The organism is Gilliamella sp. ESL0443, assembly GCF_019469165.1.
Taxonomy (GTDB): Bacteria; Pseudomonadota; Gammaproteobacteria; order Enterobacterales; family Orbaceae; genus Gilliamella; species Gilliamella apicola_E.
In genome coordinates this window covers 1482272-1499155 of sequence record NZ_CP048263.1, presented here as the reverse complement: position 1 = coordinate 1499155, position 16884 = coordinate 1482272, and the positions used below count along the sequence as shown (strand labels likewise).

The window sequence follows — 16884 nt, the reverse complement described above, 5'->3', positions numbered from 1 at the left end:
GATAACGCCTTCACTCGAAATACGACAAGCCACCATTAAAAAATGGAAATGCTATCAGCTAAAACTACGTGGGTAAAAGAAATTTTAAACTTAACTCAGCAGAATATTAACGATCCAAAAATCGCAAATATATTATTGGGTGTTGAATTTATTTTAGATTCACTATTAGCAGATGCGCAAACGCTTAATAACACGTCTGAATAATTGTTAAAAAAAGAGTTAATGCCGCCAGTTGGCGACATAAGACTAATAGCAATTAAGATAAGAAAGTGGTGACATCTTCAAGTGACCAACGAATATGAGGTGGTTGCTCATCAATACGATAACCAAACGCTAAACACAGCCCAACACCAAATACCTCACGACTAAATGTTGGAATATGTTTTTCTAAAATATTAATCACCTTATCATATTGGAATCCGCCAAGCGCACAAGAATCTATGCCATGATAAGCCGCTGTAGTCATCATATTTGCAGCAGCAATATAACCTTGCATTTCTGACCAGCTATCAGCATTTAAACCTTCTCGTAAACCATAAGCAATATAGTTAAGAAAATCTTGGCTAGCTTTATCAATTGCCGTTTGATCGTTCTGATCTGGCAATGTTCTTGCTATAGCTTGACGTAAATATGGACTTTGCAAAGTAAAATTATTCGCTTTACGGTAAAGTAAAATCACAAAATGTGAACAGCTAGTAACTTGTTCTTGGTCATAACAAGCAGCACGCAATTCAGCTTTGATATCTGCATTATCGACAACGACAAAATGCCAAGGCTCAAAACCAAACGAAGAAGGCGATAAACGACCCGCGTCTAAAATAATTTCAACATCGCTATGACTAATCTTTTTTGATTCATCAAACCGTTTACAAGCATGTCTAAACTCCAAAGCTAACGATAGTTTGTCCATAATGTCTCCTAAGATTTCTTATTCCATGGTGCCACTTTCAACAGTAACACCATGCCGGGTATTGCTAATAGCGTACATAAACCAAAAAAGTTGGTCCATCCTAAATATTCAACCATAATTCCTGTTGTTGAATTAATCAATGTTCGAGGAATAGAAGCGATACTGCTAAATAACGCAAACTGTGTTGCAGTATATAATGGATTCGTGGTTTTGGCTATAAAAGCAACAAAAGCTGCCGAACCAAGACCAACCCCCAATGATTCAACACTGATCACTATGGCTAACATTATTTTTTCACTGACACCAATATCATTAAAAGGGCCTTCAATTGATAACCAGGCAAAACCTAAAATAGAAAAGACTTGAACAAAACCAAAGTACCATAAAGCCCGATTAATCCCTATTTTTATCATCAAAATGCCGCCCATAATCCCGCCTAATATCCCTGGCCATAATTGCGCATTTTTAGCGATCAAACCAATGTCAGGTAGGCTGAATCCCATTTTCATATAAAAAGTAGTCGCTAACGATGTCGCCATGCTATCGCCTAACTTATATAAAAATATAAAGGCCAAAATGATCATCGCGGATTTAACGCCTTTTCTTTTAATAAATTCTAAAAAAGGATTGATAATAATATCTTCAAAATTATGGGATTTTGGTATTGGTTTATTAATTGGCTCTTTTATCAACAAGGTAATAATTATCACGGGCAACATAAATAGCGCCGTGACCATAAAAACGCTACTCCAAGGTAAAAAATGAGATAAGATTAGCGATAATGAACCGGGCACCAAACTGGCAAGACGATAAACGTTAATATGAATACTGTTCCCTAATCCAAGTTCAGTATCAGAAAGAATTTCTTGGCGAAATGCATCTAAAGCGATATCTTGCGTGGCTGAAAACAGCGCAATAATGAAACAGAGTGTAGCAATAATCCAAATATTCAGAGTAGGTGAAAAACACCCCAATATAGCAATAAAAAAGAGCAATATTATTTGCGACAGAAACATCCATCCCCGTCGACGCCCCATCCCAAACAGTGAAATATTGTCCATAAATGGCGCCCAAACAAATTTAAAAATATAGGGCAGTTGAGTTAATGAAAATGCACCAATAGCTTTTATATTCAGCCCTTCACTGGTTAACCAAGCAGGTAAAAGTTGAATTAACAAATAAAAAGGAAGACCGGAAGCCAAACCAGTAAAAATACAAATAAGCATTTTAGTGGAAAAGATAGTCCTAAGAAGAGAAACTTGTTTTTTATTCATTAGTTAACATTATCGGTCAGTTATATAGCAAAGTGCTATCATAGCATATTAATAAAAAAAATAATTGCTAAAGCTAACATAAAGCGTTTTACTATACAGGTTAATTTTTAACTCAACTTTCAAAAGTAAGCATTTAATCAACATTCGCCAAAAAAATATCAAGTAAACAATGCGTTTCAATCATCACTAAAACTTAAAAGATGCATTAATTAAACGCCTATAAGGGGGATTGCAGTATGAAAGAAACAGTCAAAGTCGCTGTTTTTAGCAGTAAGCATTACGACAAAGAACATCTCGAAATCGCCAACAAACACTTTGGTTTTGATATCGAATATTATGAGCATAAATTAAGCCATAAAACGGTTGTCACCGCACAAGGTTATGATGCTGTTTGTGTATTTGTTAACGACGAAGTTGATAAATTAGTTCTACAAAAATTAGCCCATTATGGTATTAAAATCTTAGCATTACGCTGTGCGGGTTTTGATAATGTTGATCTCGATGAAGCAAAAAAATTAGGGATCACCGTTGTTCGTGTGCCAGCTTATTCTCCTGAAGCGGTGGCTGAACATGCTGTTGCATTGATGATGACACTAAACCGCAGAACCCACAAAGCTTACCAACGTACTCGCGACGCTAACTTCTCGTTAGACGGCTTAACTGGTTTTAACATGCATAATCGTACAGCAGGTGTGATTGGAACGGGTAAAATTGGCCAAGCAGTGATCCGCATCTTAAAAGGATTTGGCATGAATATCCTTGCTTATGATCCTTATCCAAATGATATTGCTGTTGAATTAGGTGCACAATATGTTCAATTAGACGAACTTTATGCCAAATCAGATGTTATCACCTTACATTGCCCAATGTCTCCTGAAAATTATCATCTACTAAATAAAGAGTCATTCAACAAAATGAAAAATGGTGTGATGATTATCAACACAAGCCGAGGTGGTTTATTGGATGCAACCGCTGCAATCGAAGCGTTAAAACAGACCAAAATCGGTGCACTAGGTATGGATGTTTATGAAAACGAACGAGACCTATTTTTCGAAGATAAATCTAATGATGTCATATTAGATGACGTATTCCGTCGATTATCAGCCTGCCATAACGTGATTTTTACTGGTCATCAAGCGTTTTTAACCCAAGAAGCACTATTAAATATCTCTGACACAACCTTAAATAATATAGCGCAAATAGCAGCAGGAAAAGAGTGTCAAAATATTGTTAAATAACAATAAATAATTTAATATGTCGCCGTTTTTTAACTAAATGAATATGGATGATTTATGCAACGTATCGTTATTTGTGTCATGATGGTTTTATGGCTCACTGCTTGTTCGAGTGGGGTATCATCAAAATCGCCAATGCAGCAGCATCGAGGACATTCGAATGTAAAGGGTGGCGTTTATCTAGAAAAACAACACGAAGAACCAAAAGCCAATAGTGCCCCTTTATCGGTCGATAAAGAAAAATTCATCACAATGATGGTAAATAAACATGGCTTTAATCGCCAACAACTTCGCAATGTTTTAGAACAAACCAACAAACTTGATTGGGTTATTGGTTTAATGGACAAACAAGCGCCAAAATCAGGAACGTCAAACGTACCTAATGGCGCATGGATTCGTTATAAAAATAAATTCATCACCCCAGGTAACTTACCTAAAGGTGTCGAATTTTGGAATAAATATGACAAAGATCTACAACGTGCTTACAAAGAGTACGGTGTACCACCTGAAATTATCGTCGGAATTATAGGCGTTGAAACCGGGTGGGGAAGAGTAATGGGCAAAACCAAAATTATCGACGCATTATCAACCCTAGCATTTTATTACCCAAGACGATCACAATACTTTGCTAAGGAACTTGAAGACTTCTTAATTATGTGTCGTGATGAAGGTGTTGATCCGTTTGATTTAAATGGATCATTTGCAGGAGCAATGGGCTACGGACAATTTATGCCATCAGCCTTTAGAAATCATGCTATCGACTTCAACCATGACGGTCATACCGACTTATGGGATCCGGTTGATGCAATCGGCAGTGTAGCAAACTATTTCAAAGCTCACGGCTGGCAACGAAACAAAAAAGTCGCAGTGGTTGCTGATGGTCAAGCGATCGAACTCGATACAGGCTTTAGCACCAAATATACGATTGAACATCTAGCTAAAGCAGGATTAAAACCAAAAAGCTCAATCGACGGTCATAAAGAAGTCAGCTTATTACGTTTAGACATGGGTGATAATTACCAATTTTGGTATGGACTACCTAACTTCTACGTCATCACCCGCTACAACCATAGCACACATTATGCAATGGCAGTATGGCAATTGGGATTAGCCGTTAAACAAGCTAGATAAAATTAACCTTAAAAGCAAAAGGTCGCAGTTGCGACCTTTTTTATTAATCCTAATAAACTATCTAAAAAGTTGAGGAACGGGGTTTTTGGGGGGCTAAATCTCGCTTTACAGTTCAACATAAACAGCTTATCCCATAACTGGGCAGGGTTTATTTTTAAGTATTTTATCGTAAAAAAAGTTGAGGAACAGGGTTTTTGATCTTCTAAATTCCACTTCAGAACTATTTAATGATCAACATCATTAATTCTAAATGCTAAGATAAAATTTTTCAGGATCAATAATTATAATTATTAAAGTTTTGTAAATGCTATATTTTTAATTAAAACAATGGTTAGTTATTTTTTAATCATGCTTTTTTATGATTATCTTTACGAAAGTTAACGATCTAAATTAAAAAAAGTATTGCACCTGGTTTTTTCAGTCACTATACTTTTTACATAATTTTAGCGGGATAGCTAAAACAATAATTAGAAAAATAGTAAATAAATCATAAATATACTTGACAGGATTGTCGCAGATGTTCTATAATTTTCAACAGGCAACAGGCAACAGGCAACTTGGCCAACCTCTAATTTAAATTCGCTAAAGTTAAGCACTCAATCTTCTTTTTTTACAAAAGTTCATTTTTTCGCCAGAGTCAGCGAAATTTCCAAAATTTTCGCGCGATCCTTTTTAGGATCATTTCAACGATCCTTTTATCGATCTAATTTATCGCAGCCAATCTTTTTAGGGGTGTTTTTTTTGATCCCTTTTTCAAGTCATGCATTAACCTCTAAAACAACTAATATTATTCATGGCAGTGCGCCGTATTTAACCTTCGATGGAGGTCGTACACGCGTAGTTAACACTGACGATTTACTAGGGATATCCTTATCAGATGGAACGCAATATACACCATCAACGAATACTTCATCCAAAACGCCAATAGAGTTACCTGATGTAGGTCAGAGTTTTGCTGATATTAATATGTTAGTGCCACCTAATACTGATTCAATCACATTGAGTAAGCTCATTGAATCCCCTTATAATTATTGGGGTGATGATGATGGTGATGATGATATTACAGCTACGGGTAGTCTACATTTATCTATCGTGGATAGAAACAAACAAGCTGTATCACGTGACACGGTGTTAACGATTTGTAATGCGCCTTATCAGGTTAAATTAAGCAGTACAAAAGGCACATTAACCACACGCTATGGCGTTCCTCAAAGTCGTACTTTTAGTGAAAGTAAAGTCACTTATTATGTAAGCCCTAAGGCGGTACCGGTGGTCTGCTTTGCAAAACCTGAATTGGATGATGGTTTTGATGAATATGCCGGTCCAGCTTCGATATGGAACCCTAATAAAGGTTTCCTCCCTCAGTCTTTTGAGTCGTCATCTTATGGTTTAAATTTCCCTACAACAGGTGCTAATAATCTGTACTTTGATTTAAATATTCGTGGTATTAATGAGGCATTGTCCTGGGAACCGGTTTCGCATGGTGGTATTACCGCGACGATGACCAATTCCAAACGTACAAGCGTGCGCGTTACCTTAACCGGTCCTGTTGCCAGTTCATCCCAATGGGCATCTAACTCTCCTGGTAGTATTGCTATACCTAGTTTACCTCAGATTTTCGAGTTAATTGGACGAGACAGTCAAGGTAATGAAGTCGTTAAGTATGGATTTGAGTTAAAACAGTGGTTCGTCAATCGAGGTACCAGCTATTACGATTATTCAAATACATTATCTTGGTGTAATAGCCTTGGTTATCGGATGCCTAAGGTTGAAGATTTAACAAATGCATCTTGTCAGGGTGCGGATTCTTCTCCCAATTTGTGTCAAGGGGTAGTTGGTGCGACGCCTCCGTCTCTGAATAATCATTATCAGCGTCGAATTGGTGCCGGGCTGTTTACGGAATGGGGCGATACGACCACTTACGCCAGAGCTAATTTCATCAATCATTGGTACGGGACTAGTGACCTCTATGATAGTAGTAAACAATCTGTATTTTTTGTTGTGAGCGCTGTCGATGGCATGGTTGTTAATTCGAATGCTGGAGGCACAGGTATTTGTGTTTCACCTTAGTTACGTTAATGAGTAAGCATAGAAAAATATATAAATCAGAATATTAATCAGCAAGGATGCCAACTATGCATTATAATTTCAAACATGGACAAAACAGGCCAATTTATCATTTAAATTCATTTAATTTAAGCATTCAACGCTTATTTTTCCATTTCAGTTTATTCATCCACGAAAATTTAAGAACGTTTTGCCGCTCATTGCGAAGTGCTTTTCAATGCTTCTTTCGTGGTTCCAAATTATCCCGGCAAATCTTTTTAGTGTTAATGGTGGTTACTTTTCATCCTTTTCCTGGCCATGCGTTAACATCTACAACATCGAATGTTATCTATGGTAACTCTCCATTTTTAACCTTAGATGCTGGGCGTACACGTATTGTAAACGCTGATGGTTTGCTCGGGATATCTTTGTCTAATGGAGTTAAATACACACCTTCAATTAATAATTCATCAACAACGCCAATTGAGCTACCAGTTGTGGGTCAAAGTTTTGCCGATATTAGTATGTTTGTACCAACTAATACTTATTCAATCACTTTAAGTACGCTGATCAAACCCCCTTATAATTATTGGGGTGATGATGATGGTGATGATGATATTACAGCAGCCGGTAATATAAGTTTATCTATTTTTGATAAAAACAATAATCCTATATCTCGTAAAACTATATTAACGATATGTAACGCACCTTATAAGGTTGAACTAAGCAATACAGACGGTACATTGGCTACAAATTATGGTGTTCCTCGCAGTCGTAATTTTAATGCTAGTAATGTGACATATTATATAACTCCTAAGAGAACGCCAGAGATTTGTTTAGTTACTCCTAACTTGAGAAATGGTACAAATAAATATGCTGGTCCTGCTTCTTTATGGGATCCTAAAAAAGGTTTTTTTACTCGAACAGCTAGAGTCAATGCTATAAATTTTCCTACAACTGGCGCTAATAATTTGTCCTTTAAACTAAATATTGAAGGTAGTAGTGAAGTATTGTCTTGGGCACCTGTTTCGCATAGTGGTATTACGGCTACTATAAGCGGTTTATCAATTGATGAAGCTGTTGTTAGATTAACAGGTCCAGTTGCAACATCATCTCAATGGAATTCTGATAACCCTGGGCGTATTGCTAAACCTGTTTTGCCGCAAGAATTTAAGTTAGTAGCTCGTGACAGTCGAGGTAACGAAGTTGCCAAATATGAATTTACATTAAGGAAGTGGTTTGTCAACCGTGGCACTGATAATTACTCTTATTCTAATACAGTCTCTTGGTGTAATAGTCTCGGTTATCGAATTCCCCTTGTCAGAGATTTAACTAATGCTGTTCGTTCAGATGTGATAGTGGCTAGTGCTTCACCTCCATCATCAGGAGATTATTATCAGCGACGAGTTGCTGCAGGATTCTTTAGCGAGTGGGGGATGATGAGCTACTACACTGGAGCTAATTTCAGCAATAATTTTTATTGGACTAGTGACGTTTATGATAGTGCCAATGTTTCCGTGTACGCGGCTCAAGGAAGTTTAACCCTTCTTCCTGCTCGTGATGGAAATGAAATTAAAGGTCTTTGCATTTCAGATTAGTTCTTAAACCTTCGCTTTTGATTTAGTGAGCGGGTGTTAGAGATAGTAAAAATAGTATTAACTCGTTAAAAGGATAGTTAACTCAAAGAGTGAAAAATATGTCAAAAAAGTGATGTTGTGGAGTGCATAAATAGAGGCTGATTTATTTTTAATGAGCCGTATTTTTACAGTACCAACTCATTTTAAGTTGTTTTAGATAAACGAATAAAACTTAACAGTTAAGAGTAAAACGATATATAAATCAAAATATTAATCAGCAAGGATGGCAGTTATGCATTATAATTTCAAACATGGACAAAACAGGTCAATTTATCATTTAAATTCATTTAATTTAAGCATTCAACGCTTATTTTTCAATTTCAGTTTATTCATCCACGAAAATTTAAGAACGCTTCGTTGTTCATTGCGAAGTGCTTTTCAATGCTTCTTTCGTGGTTCCAAATTATCCCGGCAAATCTTCTTAGTGTTAATAGTGGTTACTTTTCATCCTTTTCCTGGCCATGCATTAACATCTAAAACATCAAATGTTGTTAATGGTAATGTTCCGTATTTAACATTTGATGGCGGTCGCACACGTGCAACTAATACCGACGGTTTGCTAGGGATAACTTTATCAAATGGAATGAGATATACCCCGTCAACGAATAGCTCATCAAATTTTCCAATAGTGCTACCGATAGTAGGGCAAAGTTTTGCAGATATCAGTATGTTTGTGCCAACTAATACCAATTCAGTTGCGCTCAGTACCGTTATCGGTTGGCCATATAATTATTGGGGCGATGATGATGGTGATGGTGATATTTCTGCGACAGGCAGTTTAAATTTATCTATTTTTGATAAAAACGACCAACCTGTTTCACGTTATACTGTACTGGATATTTGTAATGCGCCCTACCGAATTGTATTAAGTAATACATTCAGTACATTGAGTTCACGTTATGGTGTTCCGAATAGCCGTTTCTATGGTGCTGGAAATGTAACATATTATGTTAAACCTAATTTACCGCCAGCGATTTGTTTTGTTAAGCCAAATGTTGTTCATGAGAGAAGAGAGTACAATGGTCCAGATTGGTTGTGGGACAGTAATAAAGGTTTTCGGATTCAGTCAACATCCCCATCATCTTATAACTTAAATTTTCCTACAACGGGTGCTCATGGTTTGTACTTTGATTTGGATATTGGTGGTGTGGGTCCGCTGTCATGGGCGCCTGTTTCACGAGAGGGTATAACCGCGAATATGTACTATTTAAACAATACCACTCTACGCGTTACATTAACCGGTCCAGTAATTCCGCCATCTCAATGGCATTCTAAGAATCCTAATCGTATAGCTAAGCCGACTCTACCCCAGACCTTCGAGTTAATTGGTCGTGACAGTCGAGGTAACGAAGTTGTTAAGTATGGTTTTGTGTTAAATAAGTGGTTTGTTAATAACGGTGATGGGGTTAATAAACTGGATGAATTAAGTGCGTTGTGTAAAAAAATAGGAGGTTATAAAGTTGTGACGGTAAGGGATTTAACTAATGCAAATTTTGATGGCTTAGGTGCTACCCCATCATCATCAGGTAATCATTTTCAGCGACGAATTGGTGCAGGGCTCTTGTCAGAGTGGGGCACTGTGTACCTATACTCTGGAGCCAATTTCTACAACGATTGGTATGTGACTCGTAATAAGTTAGGTAGCAATTCGATTGTAGTGCATTTAGGCACAGGTCTTGCAAAAGTGGCGCGATTATATGATACAAAAGCTGGTATGCTTTGTGTTGTACCTTAACTATTTTTTACATCCTAATTTTTAAGGGAATTGGAATAGAAAAAAGGTTATTAATTGATAGCAGACTTGAAGTCACAACCAACGCGATAAAAAGGATTTTGTGGCTTATCGACGCTTGAATCACCCGCTTAGGCGGGTTTATTTTTGCCTTATTTTTAAAAAAAGTTGAGGAGCGGGGTTTTTGAAGCTTCAAATCACGAAATTATAAGCTTTATAGCTATTAGCAATAAAAAGATACCAAAGTATTTTATCAATTTATTTATCGATAATCGTTGTGCAATTTGAACACCCATTTTTGCCATGGGGATACTGGTGATCATAATGGATATTACTGCTGGTAGATAGACAAAGCCTAAACTATATTCTGGTAATTCTTCAATATTCCATCCTGCAATAATGTAGCCAATCGTTCCGCCAAGCGCTACCGGTAAGGTAAATGCTGCAGAGGTGCCAATCGCTTTACGTATATCTACCCCGCATTTTTTTAAGAAAGGAACCACCAATACACCCCCACCGACACCAACTAGGGCTGCAAACACGCCAATTAGTCCACCAATAATGATATAAATCGTGTCATGAAATGATACAGCGTTTCGATTTTGGGCGACATTGGTGCTTTTGAGAATAAATTTACTTCCGGTGTAGATAAGAAAAACGATAAAAATCCATTTTAACCAAACACCGGGAATATAAGGTGTCATATACGATCCGCCCATCGTGCCAATCATGCATCCTAACACCATCTTTTTTAGAATCGACCATTGGATATTATGATTTTTATTCTGAACCCAACTTGATGATAAGCTGGTGCCAATAATTGTGGCAAGCGATGAGGCGACGGCGATGTGGTTTATCCATTCTCCACCATGATTAAAGTGATTAAGTACTATAATTAATGCAGGTACAATTAACGATCCACCACCCACGCCAAATATACCTGCTAGCAATCCCGCAAATGCGCCTATCATTAAGAAGATTATAAATTCGACAACCATTTCTTGTACTTTTTTATTTTTTTATTCAGGAGGATAATTATAACTGTTTTTTATAAGTGCGTAATAATTCTTGGTTTTGATACAAAATTCTTTATTGTTTTTGTATAATGCTTACTTTTCGTTGATTAAGGATTTTAGGTTTAATGCTGACCGATATTTTACGTGGCGCGATGATTTCAGCGAGTTTAATTATTGCTATTGGCGCGCAAAATTTGTTTGTGCTTAAGCAAGGGTTGTTAAAAAATCATATCTTTTTTGTTGCTGCCATCTGTTTTTTTTGTGATTTCGCTTTGATGACTATTGGTATATGGGGCGTGGGGGCTTTTATTAGTCGTTATCCTATAATTACTAATTCATTAGCCATCTTTGGTGCATTGTTTTTGCTTTGGTATGGATTTAATGCATTTAAAAGCGCAGTGATAGGTGATAGCAGTATGCAGGTTGATTCTGCCGAGCAACGAAAGAGTTCTTTAACAAAAGTGATTTTGTCGACAATTGCGGTGACTTTACTTAATCCTCATGTTTATTTGGATACAGTGGTAATAGTTGGTGGGATTGCCGGTACGTTTTCTACTGAGCAAAAATGGGCGTTTTTAATTGGTGCAGTTTGTGTGTCATTTATTTGGTTTTTTGGTATTGGGTATGGCGCTAGGTTGCTTACGCCTCTATTTAGGCAAAAAAGGATGTGGGTTATATTGGATTCGGTTGTTGGGCTGGTGATGTTTTATATTGCTTATCGACTTATTGTTTATGTGATTTGTGGTCAATAATGTGACGTTTTTGGCGTTACATTTTCTATTAATCTGTTCGTTTTTTCTCATTGCTATCGTTGCAAATTTTGGTATTAAAAGATGAGGTGCTATTTAAACGTTTATTTGATAGCAAACCTTATAATGCTAAATTGCCAATTGCATTACCAGATTCAATGGATAGTGTTATCAAACAATCTTCTGATTTACCAAACGATATGAAGGCGCTCTATCCGTTAGGTTATGGAGTAACCCGTTAGTCGTTTGGACCTTTTATATGTCGTTTTATTTAATGCTATTGCCTAAAGGCAATAGCTGTTTTGCGTTAAATCATTTTCTCTATTAATTTTATCTTTAATCAACAGTTCTCACTTATTTCTTTTATTTTTCTTTTGAAGGGACGCTTCAGCGAAATTTTTTGAGGTAAATAATAAATATATTGAATGATGCGTTTAATTAATGATGTTTTGACAAGAGAGAAAAAATGGTGGGTCGTGAGCGATTCGAACGCTCGACAAACGGATTAAAAGTCCGCTGCTCTACCGACTGAGCTAACAACCCATAAAATAAGTAGTAAGTGGTGGGTGATACCGGGTTCGAACCAGTGACCCCCTCCTTGTAAGGGAGGTGCTCTCCCAACTGAGCTAATCACCCCAATGTTTCTTTCGAAAACTTCACGGTAAGAATTGGTGGGTGATACCGGGTTCGAACCAGTGACCCCCTCCTTGTAAGGGAGGTGCTCTCCCAACTGAGCTAATCACCCTTACCGTGTGGATGTGCATTATAAGGCGTGTCTTATTTCAGTCAACCTTTTTTTTTACTTTTCCTAAAATTTAGCCCTGTTCGGTGTAATTTTAGTCATTTTTTGGATGATACTTCGCAAAAATGGATTTTGTAGGTTTGAATCTAGATAATTGTGATTAAGATTGGGCGATATTGTTTTTCAATCTATTTAGTATGATGGTTTTTAATAAAAGTCGCGTAGTAATTTTTATCGAACCCACAAAACTGCACTATCAGTTAGTCGAATCAAGCGGGAAGGTGAATAAGGATTTTATCGTTTATCAAGATTTGGCTGATATCGATCAGTTTATGCATAATCTAAAACTACCAAGATTAACGTCAATTGAATTAAATTTAAGTGATGATTTTGTACAGTATCAAAAAACCACTTATCCCGATGTTAAACTGACGGTAAGCGAATTGACTAGTTATGTTGAAGCATCCCTATATAAACTTTTCCAACAATCTGGCAATCAGCTTTTTTTTGATTATGTATCCATTTCACCTAAAACATTAATGATTGCTATTTGTGAGCGTAAAACGGTTAATGGCTGGTTAGATTTGTTCCAAAAATATGGAGTAACATTCGTTGGTAGTCATTTTGAAAATAGTTCATTTAACTTTCTACCATGGCGAAAACAAAAGGCAAAACAGCACCAATTCAAGTTACTTCTTTTTGTTATTAATTTTATCGGGGGGTTGACCTGTTATTTTTTTTATCTTTTGATGAACACGCAGTCAGATATCGAACACTATTCTCAACAATTATCTGCTCAACAAGTGTTGCAACAAGAGTTGTTGGCTGAATCTTATATTCCTAATCCTTCACCAAGTCAAAAACAGATCCAACAGTCGCTACAAATGCTTTCTAACAAACTACCAGCAACGATTTGGTTAAATCTGTACGAATATGAGCCTGAAAAAATTAAAATTACCGGTCGTAGTGTCAATTATGTGGATATTATCAATTTTAATCAGCAACTTTCTGCAAATGTGACGAAAAGTCAGGTAAAAAATATCGAGAAAAGTCAGGATAGTTTGTTTTTTCAAATGGATATTGAGTTGAATGAATAACGACTTTCTAGAGAGGCCGATTTGGCAACAATACTTAGTTTGTATTTTATTACCGTTAACACTGTTTTTTATTGGTTATCAATTTTTTATTCAGGACTTAAAGCAACAAGCTGATCAGCAAATGGCGTTGTATCAAGAAAAGCAAGTTGAAATTGAAATGCTTCAAGCAAGAATTGAACGTTATCATGCTGCTAAAAATAGTTCGCTAACTTTGATAACCGAGCATGAACTTGCTAACGCTATTGATCGTCATCATTTGAAGTTGATGTCGTTCAAACTGGAACAAAATGATTCAGCAACTTATTGGGATGTTGAATTAAATGGGCAATTTTTTGATTTTATGAAATTTATTGGCGATTTTAACGAAAATTTCTACTATTTGAACTTTCAACAGTTATCAATCGGTAAGCAAGATAATTATTTGCGGATTAGATTTAGTTTGTTGTTTAAGAAGGATATGTAATGAGTCGCTATTTATTTGTTTTTGCATTGATGATGTGTTGTTTCATAGTGAATGCTGATGGTCATCGCGATCCTTTTTTGCAAAAGATTGAGCTAGGTTGCCAAGAACAAATCGATCTTTTAAATATGCAGATTCAGGCTTGGCAATTTAGAGGATCTATTCAACGCGTTAATTATCAGCAATTATGGCTTTCGTCAGATAATGATTGGTTAGCTATTACTGATAATAATGTTCCTCATGTTTTGTTTCCTTGGGAAATTGAAGCTGTGTTAAGCGATAAAATTTTATGGCAAGCAAGTTTACCAGAGTATTGTAACGATAAAGTGCTTTGGACAATGCCGTTAACTAAATAAGATGAGATCGATATTTGAGGTGGTAATTAATGAATCAAGCTAGCCAACTATTTAGTCAATTAGTTAGTCAATTAGCAAAGAATTTAAGGCAATTGACGATTTTGCTTATGCTTTTATCAATTCCATGTTTGGCTGAGCCTTCCATTTCAGCAAAGAAAGAATCAAATGATCTTATTTCAATGAATTTTTATCAAACGGATGTCGCAATTATTTTGCAAGCGCTGGCTGATAATAAGCAGATGAATTTAGTGATAATAGATGATATATCAACTAAACAAACCATCAAACTTAAGAATGTTGATTGGCAAAAAGCTTTAAAGGTGGTGTTAAATTCAGCAAATTTACAGGCCGAAATTGAAGACAACATTTTGTTTGTCTCAAAATCTATTGAGCCGGAGGTGCTTGCGCAAAGAGAGTTATTAGAGCAGAAGGAACAGGAATTAAATCAGCCGTTAACTTTGTTAACCATTCCGATTAAACATGGCGATCCTAATAATTTAGTAGAAACCATCCAGCAACAAGGATTATTATCTGAACGCGGTAAGGCGATAGTTGATAAGCGAACCAATTCAGTGCTTATTACTGATATGACCAAACAATTTGCGGATATTAAGAAGTTAGTTAAGGCTTTGGATCAACCCATTCCACAAGTCCATATCTCGGCCCATATTGTCACTATGAGCGATGAGAGTATGGAGGAGTTAGGGATTAAATGGGGATATTTGGGTAAATCTTCACAATTTTTTAATCAGCTGGATGTTGACCTTGGGGTCGTTAATCCTTCTTCTTCTGCGGGTTTTAATTTAGCTAAACTTTCTGGTAGTTTGTTGAATTTGGAACTTTCAGCATTAGAATCAGAAAATCAGTTAGAAATTATTGCTAGTCCGAATTTATTAACTGCAAATCAAAATATGGCATCGATTAAGCAGGGAACAGAGATTCCGTACGAAGTGTCAACGGGGGGGAATGGTTCGACATCCATTGAATTTAAACAAGCGGTATTAGGTTTAAAAGTTACGCCTAAAATTGTTGCTGATAAACAAATGATTTTGGATTTATATATCACACAAAATACTACGGGTCGTTCGATTAAGCGCCGTGATGGGGGAGAAGCTTTAGCCATTGAAACGCAAGAAATTAAAACTCAAGTGAAAGTTAAAGATGGTGAAACCGTGGTTTTGGGTGGAATTTTTCAGCAAGTTAATAGTAATGGGAAAAAGAAAGTACCTGGTCTTGCTCAAGTGCCAATTATTGGGAATGCCTTTAAATATAATGCTAAAAAAAATCAAAAAAGGGAATTAGTGATTTTTATTACTCCGCAATTAGTTGAGTAAATAGCGATGGAGTTGTATCATACTCTACCATAATTTATGACTTTGTATTGAGTTAGTTGATTCTCTGCAAAGTGTCGTTATTCTAATCACCAATTATTATAAAAGTTGAGAATATCATGTTTCATTTTGTTGCTTCTGATCTAGATGGTACTTTGTTAAATACCGAACATAGTTTATCGCCGTTTACAAAAAAAATTCTTCAGGCATTACGGGAAATGGGTATTCATTTTGCTTTTGCGACAGGCCGACACCATATTGATGTTACTCAAATGCGTGAAAATATGGAAATCGATGCTTTTATGATTACATCAAATGGGGCAAGAGTTCACGATAGTAATGGTAATTTAGTATTTAGCCGTAGTTTTGATCCTAATTTAGCTAAAGAGTTGGCGGTAATTTGTAAAGACAGTCCATATATTTATACCCATGTTTACCGTGGCGATGATTGGCTAATTAATAAACCTGATGCCTATTCGCTTAGCTTTTTTGTTGATACAAAATTTAAATATCAATTTTTTGATCCAACTAATTTTGAGACTGATGATATTGCCAAAATTTATTTTACCACCTCTGATATTAGCCATAACCATTATTTGGTGGAGTTGAAGGACAAAATTGAAAAGCAATATGGTAATAAAGTTAGCATCGCGTTTTCAACGCCAAACTGTCTTGAAGTTATGGCGGAAAATGTGACTAAAGGCAGTGCATTAAAGTTAGTGGTTGAAAGCTTGGGCTATCAACTTAAAGACAGCATCGCTTTTGGTGATGGTATGAATGATTACGAGATGTTAAAAATGGCAGGTAAGGGCTGTATTATGCAAGATGCGAGTCCTGAACTTAAAGCACTGCTTCCTGAGTTGGAAGTTATTGGATCTAATGCTGATGATGCTGTTCCCCATTATTTAGCTAATCTTTTACTTTAATCTATTAATTATGATTATTGATAAAGAATTAAATACATTAGGTTTGCGTTGTCCTGAGCCGATTATGCTAGTGCGTAAAGCGATTAGGGAATTAGCTGTTGGTCAAATACTGCACGTTGTTGCTGATGATTTGGCCACAACGCGTGATATCCCCAGCTTTTGCCGGCATATGGATCACCAATTAGTTAACTCACAAGTTGAATCCATACCATTTGAATATTGGATTAAAAAATCTCATTAAT

The 16884-nt window shown here is 36.3% G+C and carries 16 protein-coding genes and 3 tRNA genes; 13 read left to right on the top strand and 6 right to left on the bottom strand.

The genetic code is table 11. The features are described 5' to 3' along the window. Window positions 1–256: 256 nt before the first annotated feature. Together GYM76_RS06825 and GYM76_RS06820 are read right to left on the bottom strand one after the other, a co-directional pair. The gene (locus GYM76_RS06825; RefSeq protein ID WP_220224996.1) at window positions 257–910 is read right to left on the bottom strand and encodes an NAD(P)H-dependent oxidoreductase; all 654 of its coding nucleotides are present in this window, start codon (window positions 908–910) and stop codon (window positions 257–259) included. A gap of 8 nt (window positions 911–918) precedes the next feature. Continuing rightward, the gene (locus tag GYM76_RS06820) at window positions 919–2184 is read right to left on the bottom strand and encodes an AmpG family muropeptide MFS transporter (RefSeq protein ID WP_220224995.1); all 1266 of its coding nucleotides are present in this window, start codon (window positions 2182–2184) and stop codon (window positions 919–921) included. A gap of 236 nt (window positions 2185–2420) precedes the next feature. Between GYM76_RS06820 and GYM76_RS06815 the strand changes: the two genes are divergently transcribed. The 5 genes from GYM76_RS06815 (at window position 2421) to GYM76_RS06795 (ending at window position 9968) form a co-directional block, all read left to right on the top strand. Then, entirely contained in the window at window positions 2421–3422 is a 1002-nt protein-coding gene (locus tag GYM76_RS06815) for a 2-hydroxyacid dehydrogenase (RefSeq protein ID WP_065562123.1), read from the top strand. 54 nt (window positions 3423–3476) lie between these two features. Then, window positions 3477–4550: a lytic murein transglycosylase B gene (gene mltB / locus GYM76_RS06810; RefSeq protein ID WP_220224994.1), complete on the top strand. Its 1074-nt coding sequence runs from the start codon at window positions 3477–3479 to the stop codon at window positions 4548–4550. 741 nt (window positions 4551–5291) lie between these two features. Then, entirely contained in the window at window positions 5292–6620 is a 1329-nt protein-coding gene (locus GYM76_RS06805; RefSeq protein ID WP_220224993.1) for a hypothetical protein, read from the top strand. 65 nt (window positions 6621–6685) lie between these two features. Then, window positions 6686–8194: a hypothetical protein gene (locus GYM76_RS06800; RefSeq protein WP_220224992.1), complete on the top strand. Its 1509-nt coding sequence runs from the start codon at window positions 6686–6688 to the stop codon at window positions 8192–8194. Window positions 8195–8465: 271 nt separating this feature from the next. Continuing rightward, complete coding sequence (locus GYM76_RS06795) at window positions 8466–9968, top strand: hypothetical protein (protein WP_220224991.1); 1503 nt, start codon at window positions 8466–8468, stop codon at window positions 9966–9968. Between the two features lie 194 nt (window positions 9969–10162). Here the strand turns inward: GYM76_RS06795 and GYM76_RS06790 are convergent, their stop codons facing one another. After that, a complete protein-coding gene (locus GYM76_RS06790; protein WP_220224990.1) occupies window positions 10163–10963 on the bottom strand; it encodes a sulfite exporter TauE/SafE family protein in 801 nt (266 codons plus the stop codon). Window positions 10964–11109: 146 nt separating this feature from the next. Between GYM76_RS06790 and GYM76_RS06785 the strand changes: the two genes are divergently transcribed. Both GYM76_RS06785 and GYM76_RS06780 read left to right on the top strand, forming a co-directional pair. Continuing rightward, a complete protein-coding gene (locus GYM76_RS06785; protein ID WP_370632620.1) occupies window positions 11110–11733 on the top strand; it encodes a LysE/ArgO family amino acid transporter in 624 nt (207 codons plus the stop codon). 86 nt (window positions 11734–11819) lie between these two features. Further along, window positions 11820–11972 carry a hypothetical protein gene (locus GYM76_RS06780; RefSeq protein ID WP_220224988.1) on the top strand — a complete coding sequence of 51 codons (153 nt, stop codon included), beginning with the start codon at window positions 11820–11822 and terminating at the stop codon, window positions 11970–11972. A 225-nt stretch (window positions 11973–12197) separates the two neighbouring features. Here the strand turns inward: GYM76_RS06780 and GYM76_RS06775 are convergent. The 3 genes from GYM76_RS06775 to GYM76_RS06765 all read right to left on the bottom strand — a co-directional run bounded on the left by GYM76_RS06775 (window position 12198) and on the right by GYM76_RS06765 (window position 12475). Then, window positions 12198–12273 (bottom strand) — tRNA-Lys (locus GYM76_RS06775). A 17-nt stretch (window positions 12274–12290) separates the two neighbouring features. Further along, window positions 12291–12366, bottom strand: a tRNA-Val gene (locus GYM76_RS06770). A 33-nt stretch (window positions 12367–12399) separates the two neighbouring features. Continuing rightward, a tRNA-Val gene (locus GYM76_RS06765) sits at window positions 12400–12475 on the bottom strand. Between the two features lie 278 nt (window positions 12476–12753). On the opposite strand from GYM76_RS06765, the gene GYM76_RS06760 reads away from it, so the two are divergent. From GYM76_RS06760 to tusA, 6 genes are all read left to right on the top strand, one after another. Further along, window positions 12754–13569: a PilN domain-containing protein gene (locus GYM76_RS06760; RefSeq protein WP_220224987.1), complete on the top strand. Its 816-nt coding sequence runs from the start codon at window positions 12754–12756 to the stop codon at window positions 13567–13569. Further along, a complete protein-coding gene (locus tag GYM76_RS06755) occupies window positions 13562–14032 on the top strand; it encodes a hypothetical protein (RefSeq protein ID WP_220224986.1) in 471 nt (156 codons plus the stop codon). Before GYM76_RS06760 ends, GYM76_RS06755 begins: the two co-directional genes overlap by 8 nt. Continuing rightward, window positions 14032–14385: a hypothetical protein gene (locus tag GYM76_RS06750; RefSeq protein WP_220224985.1), complete on the top strand. Its 354-nt coding sequence runs from the start codon at window positions 14032–14034 to the stop codon at window positions 14383–14385. The genes GYM76_RS06755 and GYM76_RS06750 overlap by 1 nt, the downstream gene beginning before the upstream one ends. 29 nt (window positions 14386–14414) lie before the next feature. Then, the gene (locus GYM76_RS06745) at window positions 14415–15719 is read left to right on the top strand and encodes a secretin N-terminal domain-containing protein (protein ID WP_220224984.1); all 1305 of its coding nucleotides are present in this window, start codon (window positions 14415–14417) and stop codon (window positions 15717–15719) included. Window positions 15720–15835: 116 nt separating this feature from the next. Then, window positions 15836–16642, top strand: coding sequence for a Cof-type HAD-IIB family hydrolase (locus GYM76_RS06740; RefSeq protein WP_065734362.1), 807 nt, complete (start codon window positions 15836–15838; stop codon window positions 16640–16642). 10 nt (window positions 16643–16652) lie between these two features. Next, entirely contained in the window at window positions 16653–16883 is a 231-nt protein-coding gene (tusA, locus tag GYM76_RS06735; protein ID WP_065563097.1) for a sulfurtransferase TusA, read from the top strand. The last annotated feature ends 1 nt before the right edge of the window (window position 16884 follow it).

Bases quoted from the DNA above. Each gene is read 5' to 3' on its own strand.
- GYM76_RS06825 (WP_220224996.1), bottom strand. From the start codon at position 910: ATGGACAAACTATCGTTAGCTTTGGAGTTTAGACATGCTTGTAAACGG.
- GYM76_RS06820 (WP_220224995.1), bottom strand. From the start codon at position 2,184: ATGAATAAAAAACAAGTTTCTCTTCTTAGGACTATCTTTTCCACTAAA.
- GYM76_RS06815 (WP_065562123.1), top strand. From the start codon at position 2,421: ATGAAAGAAACAGTCAAAGTCGCTGTTTTTAGCAGTAAGCATTACGAC.
- mltB (WP_220224994.1), top strand. From the start codon at position 3,477: ATGCAACGTATCGTTATTTGTGTCATGATGGTTTTATGGCTCACTGCT.
- GYM76_RS06800 (WP_220224992.1), top strand. From the start codon at position 6,686: ATGCATTATAATTTCAAACATGGACAAAACAGGCCAATTTATCATTTA.
- GYM76_RS06795 (WP_220224991.1), top strand. From the start codon at position 8,466: ATGCATTATAATTTCAAACATGGACAAAACAGGTCAATTTATCATTTA.
- GYM76_RS06790 (WP_220224990.1), bottom strand. From the start codon at position 10,963: ATGGTTGTCGAATTTATAATCTTCTTAATGATAGGCGCATTTGCGGGA.
- GYM76_RS06755 (WP_220224986.1), top strand. From the start codon at position 13,562: ATGAATAACGACTTTCTAGAGAGGCCGATTTGGCAACAATACTTAGTT.
- GYM76_RS06750 (WP_220224985.1), top strand. From the start codon at position 14,032: ATGAGTCGCTATTTATTTGTTTTTGCATTGATGATGTGTTGTTTCATA.
- GYM76_RS06745 (WP_220224984.1), top strand. From the start codon at position 14,415: ATGAATCAAGCTAGCCAACTATTTAGTCAATTAGTTAGTCAATTAGCA.
- GYM76_RS06740 (WP_065734362.1), top strand. From the start codon at position 15,836: ATGTTTCATTTTGTTGCTTCTGATCTAGATGGTACTTTGTTAAATACC.
- tusA (WP_065563097.1), top strand. From the start codon at position 16,653: ATGATTATTGATAAAGAATTAAATACATTAGGTTTGCGTTGTCCTGAG.